This window comes from Zavarzinella formosa DSM 19928, assembly GCF_000255705.1.
GTDB lineage: Bacteria > Planctomycetota > Planctomycetia > Gemmatales > Gemmataceae > Zavarzinella > Zavarzinella formosa.
This window is the reverse complement of the sequence record NZ_AIAB01000506.1, coordinates 1-4,810: the sequence shown is the minus strand read 5'-3', so window position 1 is coordinate 4,810 and position 4,810 is coordinate 1. Positions and strand designations below refer to the sequence as shown.

Annotated in this window: 7 protein-coding genes; all 7 read left to right on the top strand. The window is 61.6% G+C overall.

Features of this window, described 5'->3' with window-relative positions:
• Nucleotides 1–234, top strand: a 234-nt coding sequence (locus BGIM_RS60055; RefSeq protein ID WP_020467839.1) for a formaldehyde-activating enzyme, incomplete at its 5' end; no start/stop codon positions are given.
• A 378-nt stretch (nt 235–612) separates the two neighbouring features.
• Nucleotides 613–777, top strand: coding sequence for a hypothetical protein (locus tag BGIM_RS62330; RefSeq protein WP_157368518.1), 165 nt, complete (start codon nt 613–615; stop codon nt 775–777).
• 13 nt (nt 778–790) lie between these two features.
• Nucleotides 791–1,216: a TIGR03067 domain-containing protein gene (locus BGIM_RS0100175; protein WP_020467837.1), complete on the top strand. Its 426-nt coding sequence runs from the start codon at nt 791–793 to the stop codon at nt 1,214–1,216.
• A 281-nt stretch (nt 1,217–1,497) separates the two neighbouring features.
• A complete protein-coding gene (locus BGIM_RS0100165; RefSeq protein ID WP_029629602.1) occupies nt 1,498–2,523 on the top strand; it encodes a WD40 repeat domain-containing protein in 1,026 nt (341 codons plus the stop codon).
• A 220-nt stretch (nt 2,524–2,743) separates the two neighbouring features.
• Nucleotides 2,744–3,397 carry a hypothetical protein gene (locus BGIM_RS0100155; protein WP_020467834.1) on the top strand — a complete coding sequence of 218 codons (654 nt, stop codon included), beginning with the start codon at nt 2,744–2,746 and terminating at the stop codon, nt 3,395–3,397.
• A 142-nt stretch (nt 3,398–3,539) separates the two neighbouring features.
• Nucleotides 3,540–3,923 carry a hypothetical protein gene (locus tag BGIM_RS0100150; RefSeq protein ID WP_020467833.1) on the top strand — a complete coding sequence of 128 codons (384 nt, stop codon included), beginning with the start codon at nt 3,540–3,542 and terminating at the stop codon, nt 3,921–3,923.
• A 129-nt stretch (nt 3,924–4,052) separates the two neighbouring features.
• Entirely contained in the window at nt 4,053–4,544 is a 492-nt protein-coding gene (locus tag BGIM_RS0100145) for a hypothetical protein (protein WP_020467832.1), read from the top strand.
• The last annotated feature ends 266 nt before the right edge of the window (nt 4,545–4,810 follow it).

Below are 4,810 nucleotides of genomic sequence, written 5' to 3'. Positions count from 1 at the left end.
AACCAATTTCGCCATCCTGCCCAAGATCAACCGCTGAGTAGCCCTGGGACAATCCCCAAGGATGCTTGTGGCAATTTGGTGATTGTGTGTCATGTTTTTGTGGCGCCAGAAGCGGCGAACAAGGATAAGCTATTTCATAACAACTACGAGGCGACCAAACTGGCTCTCAAGCGAGCGTGGGCTGGCGAGCCAACTCTCGATGAGGCATTACAATTTAGGAAAAAAATGCCCTGAGAGAAACCGTCCAACCCGACCACTTGGGTATTGAAGTGACTGGTCAAAAGCAAAGCATCATTTATGCCGGCCGCGTGTTCTGGGTGAAGGGTCTGAAATCAGGCCGAACAAGACATTGCAGTTGACTGGTTGGGCACGAATTCGCCGCCTGTCGGGATGAGGCCCCTGATGCCAAACCGGCAACTGAATTTGGTCGTTCGGCATGCCCCTTGGAGAGTTCTGCGGTGTATCACATTCGACTCAGTCCACATCGGACACCGCTGCTTGCCTTGCCCGTGTGCGTTCTGGCTGGGGTCATGTGGGTTTTATGGGCCCGCGGCCCGGGGTATGACATCTGGACTTGGCTGGCGATCGGCATGCTTGACGGCTTGGTCTGTGGTGCGTTCGTCGTTGGCGGTCTTCTCGCCGCCCTGGCAGGCGCGGGTCGCCGCCGACAACCAATGCCCGCCGAACATGGTGCTGCGGCAGACCCCGAGCCTCAGTCGTCGTAATGTGGCCGAGATCGTTCCGGCCCCGGCCGATGAGTTTTGGTGTTCGGCTTAACGGAGGAGGGCTCATGATTCGCGGCTTTCTTATCGTCCTGACGGCTGCATTTTCGGTTCAATCCGCCATGGCGGATGAGACACTTGAAAACGCACTCAAGGCTCTGCAAGGAGAGTGGAAGTTTGAGAAGATGGTCGACAAAGGTGAGGTCGTGCCGCTCGAAAAGGCTTCAAATCGCTATTTCACTTTCAAAGGCAACGAGATCGTGCCAAGTGACAACCCGAAGGATGTGGCGAAAATCAAGATTGATCCGGCACAGAAGCCGGCGCACATGGACCTTGCCGACAGGTCAAAGGAAACGATGCTCGGCATCTACGAGATTAGTGGCGATACGCTAAAGCTCTGTTTCGCCGCCCCGGGCGAGAAGCGTCCGACGGAGTTCGCGTCGCCGAAGGACGGCAAAGTGTTCTTCCTCGTGCTAAAGCGAGAGCGTAAATAGTCTGTGTTTGCGAGTTGGGTCGCAAAGCCGAACGAACTGTTGGAGCTGCCCCCCGCCTCGAAGTCGGTGACTTTGGTTGAAGTCGTTTAAGGCGGGGGCCGCTCAACTCGATGTTCGGCAAAATAGGACGCCAGAGTGGCGGTGTCGTTGACACAAGCGGCATGTGGCCAGAGTCGTTCCGGCCCCGGCCGCTGAGTTTTGGCGTTCGCGTGAAAGTAACCGTCGTCAGCCGCAACATTGCCGCGGCGCGCCACCAAGTCAATGACAATCGAGACCACAGAATGTCACGCCTCATCACGATGCTCTCGCTTCTGCTGCTCGTCGCAGGACTGGTTCACGCGCAAACACCACCAAAGGCAAAGAAGGACGAGGGGTCCGGGGCTTCCCCGGCCCGTGAGCCGCTGCTGCTGGAAGGTCACAGCGATATGGTCTCCGCAGTGGCATTCCGTCCGGACGGGCGGCAGATCGCCACCGGCAGCTCGGACCGGACAGTCCGGATTTGGGACCCGGCCAACGGCAAGCTCCTCCGGCGGATCGATCACTTCCCCGGGTCCGTCACGGACTTGACCTTCACCGTCGATGGCAGCCAGTTGGTGACCGTCGCCTATGACACCCGGGAGCGGAAATTGGGTCAGTCGGCGGGGCTGGTGCAGGTCTGGGATGCCGCCACCGGCAAGGAAATCCTCGCCATCCCCCTGAAAGCGTCCCAGGAGGCGGTCTGCGTCACACCGGACGGCAAGCGGGTATTGGCGGGCGGCAGCGACCGGATGCTCCGGGTGTGGGACCTCAAGTCCGGCAAGGAGACGTTCGCCCTCGCCGGCCACACCGGGACCATCCGGTCACTGGCCGTCAGCTCCGACGGCGCCCTGATTGCCTCCGCCGCGAATGACGGGAGCGTGCGATTGTGGGACAGCGCGACAGGGAAGGAGAAAGCCACCCTGCGGCATTCGGCCACGCCTGCCCTGGCCGTCGCCTTCACGCCGGACGGGAAATTCCTGGTGTCCGCCGGGGTGGATAAGACCGCACGACTCTGGGACGTGGCCGAGGGTAAGGTCGTCCTCAAAGCCGAAGGCCACACGGCCCCAATCCTGGGGGTGGCGATGAAGCCTGACGGCGCCGCCTTTGCGACCCTCTCCGGACCCGACGGTATGCGGTTATGGGATCGCAAGTCCGGCATGGAAGTGCGACGACTTGCCTTGACGGACAGGCCATACCGCACGACTTTCAGCCCCGACGGCAAGCGGCTGGCGTTGGCCTGTTTCGACGGCGCCACCCGCCTGTATGACCTGACCGCGGAGTCCAAGTAATCGCGTCGAACCAGTCATCTCGCCCGGCGGCCGCCGCGGCGGGTGAGCTTCGTCGTTTAGCTTGATGTTCGACGGAGACGCACCGATGGCGCGGCCCCGGAAAAGCACGCCGAACAAGGCGCTGATCTCATCAAGCCCGACGCCGCATGCCTTCTTCCTTGCAATCGTCGGTCAGGCCGCTTAGTGTTGCGCGGGCGTTTGCGTTATGCGAGAGATGCCGATGGAATCGAATCAGGTTGACGACCGGCCGGTGTTGCTCCGGATCATTTTCGCGTGGGCCGTTGTCGGGGCGTGCGTTGCCGTGTGTGTCATGTACACCCCTGGCCTGTATGAATCCTCAAGCAGTTCCGAGTTCGTTCCGTACGTGCCCCCCGGTCTCAAACTTCATGTCCGGGACAAGGAGGACGACCCGTATGACGGGAAAGACTTCTCCACCGGCTACGTCAAGGTGTTCGATAAATTCGTATTTCGTCGTCACATGCCGGACGAGGAGGCGCATGTCGTCGTTGCCAAGTGGCATTTGACCATCATGGGTGGCCTGGCCATCGTCGGGAGTCTGGTCGGCGGCACCTACGACTGGATATTCAAAGCTCGCCACCGTCAGGCCCGGCGGGGGAATTGGTGGCTCGGCCTGACGGTGACGGCGCTGGTTATTGCTTTCCTCTGCGTCATGGGATTTCCCGGAGATAACAATTGGGTTGTCTTTCTGTTCCCTCGGCCGGGGGGACTGGATCAATTGGTCATCCGTGTGAGGCCATTTGCGGAAGTCTTTCGGCTGACGGCGTTCGCGGTTCCCCTCGGGTGGGCGGTCCAAACGCTATGGGCCAATCGCCGTGGAAAAACAAAGCCGGCGGCGGATGGCGTGCAGGCGTAGTCTCATATCATCTTGGCGAGTGGCAAGTCATGCTCCGAACAAGGCATTGCAGCCGACCGGGGGCCTCGGCCATCGTAACATGGGTTTAAGCCGCTTCAACCCCGGCGACTGAGTTTGAGTGTTCGGCTAGAGAGGCGAGCGGATGGCGGAAGGCTGCTTGGTGTTCTTCCGGCCCGGCGCGTGCGACTTGGACGCCGCCGCAAAATCACTCGCCGGCTATGGTTTGACCGTCTCCCGCCGCGACGACGAGTTGACCGTCGGCCGAGTCGGCGGGCCGCAGTTTCGCATTGTGCTGTCGGCCGAGCCGCACGTCGCGGCGGAGGCCGCCGAGATCGGCGAGGGAACGCCGCATGAGGCCGCCATGCGTGAGTGCGGCGCCCGGTTCGAGATCGGCATCGAAGACTTGGACGCCGCGCTCGACGAGATCAACACGCTCATGGAGGTGCAGGGCGCGTTGCAGGATGCCTCGCAAGGGTTCTTGTTCCTGCCTTGGAACGGCAACTTGTCCGAGCCGTGGCAGGAGTAGTTACTGTGCATTAAAGGCAAGCCGAACAAAGCGCTGCAGCCGACCGGGGTCATCAGTCGTCGTAATATTGCCGGAGTCGTTTCGGCCCCGGCAACTGAACTTTGTCGTTCGGCCGCGGAGAAAGCACCGATGCGCGATATCGTGACCGAGAGTGAAACGCTGGCAGTGGCTACGTCATGGCGGGCGACGCCGGACAACTACTCAAGCCTCCGTTTCCTGCGCTTTAACGCCGACGGGTCTGGCGAGCTAACTTACGCCTACGGACAGACGATCTATGCGGTGGTCCCGTGTGCGTGGGCCGTGCCAGCGCCCGGGCGACTCCGGTTGACCTACTCGACCCCGATTCGCGGACGGCTGGCGGCGGGGTTCGTTTTGGATGACAGCAACCACGTCAAGGAACTGAGCTACACCCTGACCGCAGGCAGGGTGGCCGGGGTCGAGGACATTGTCTCCACTCCCTACGAGTGCGACCGGACGCTTGAACTGTCCGAGACGCCGTGGCCGTCGGGTTTGGACTTGCCGTATGCGGTTCCGCGAGTCTTCTACGGGTGCGTCGCCACTGGGAACGTCCCAGACGCCGAACAAGGCACTGCAGCCGGCCGGGGTCATCAGTCGTTGTAATATTGGTCAGAGTCGTTCCGGCCGGGCAGGTGAGTTTGGGTGTTCGGCAAGAGACGCAACGAGTGCCAGAACCGCTATTCCCTGAAGGCGTTCGGGCCGCAATGCGGATGGGCGCCTCGTCGGCATGGGCCGCCGACCTGAACGTTGACGACCTGCCGGCCCTCATCTGGATGGTCGGCGAGTACGGGCGGCGGGCGGGCCACATCCTCGAAGCGCTCGACGCCCATTGGGTCGGCTCGCCGCCCGGCGACGCCGTTGCCGCCGCG

Coding starts and splice junctions, on each gene's coding strand:
- BGIM_RS0100150 (WP_020467833.1), top strand. CDS start 3,540: ATGGCGGAAGGCTGCTTGGTGTTCTTCCGGCCCGGCGCGTGCGACTTG.
- BGIM_RS0100145 (WP_020467832.1), top strand. CDS start 4,053: ATGCGCGATATCGTGACCGAGAGTGAAACGCTGGCAGTGGCTACGTCA.
- BGIM_RS0100175 (WP_020467837.1), top strand. CDS start 791: ATGATTCGCGGCTTTCTTATCGTCCTGACGGCTGCATTTTCGGTTCAA.
- BGIM_RS0100165 (WP_029629602.1), top strand. CDS start 1,498: ATGTCACGCCTCATCACGATGCTCTCGCTTCTGCTGCTCGTCGCAGGA.
- BGIM_RS0100155 (WP_020467834.1), top strand. CDS start 2,744: ATGGAATCGAATCAGGTTGACGACCGGCCGGTGTTGCTCCGGATCATT.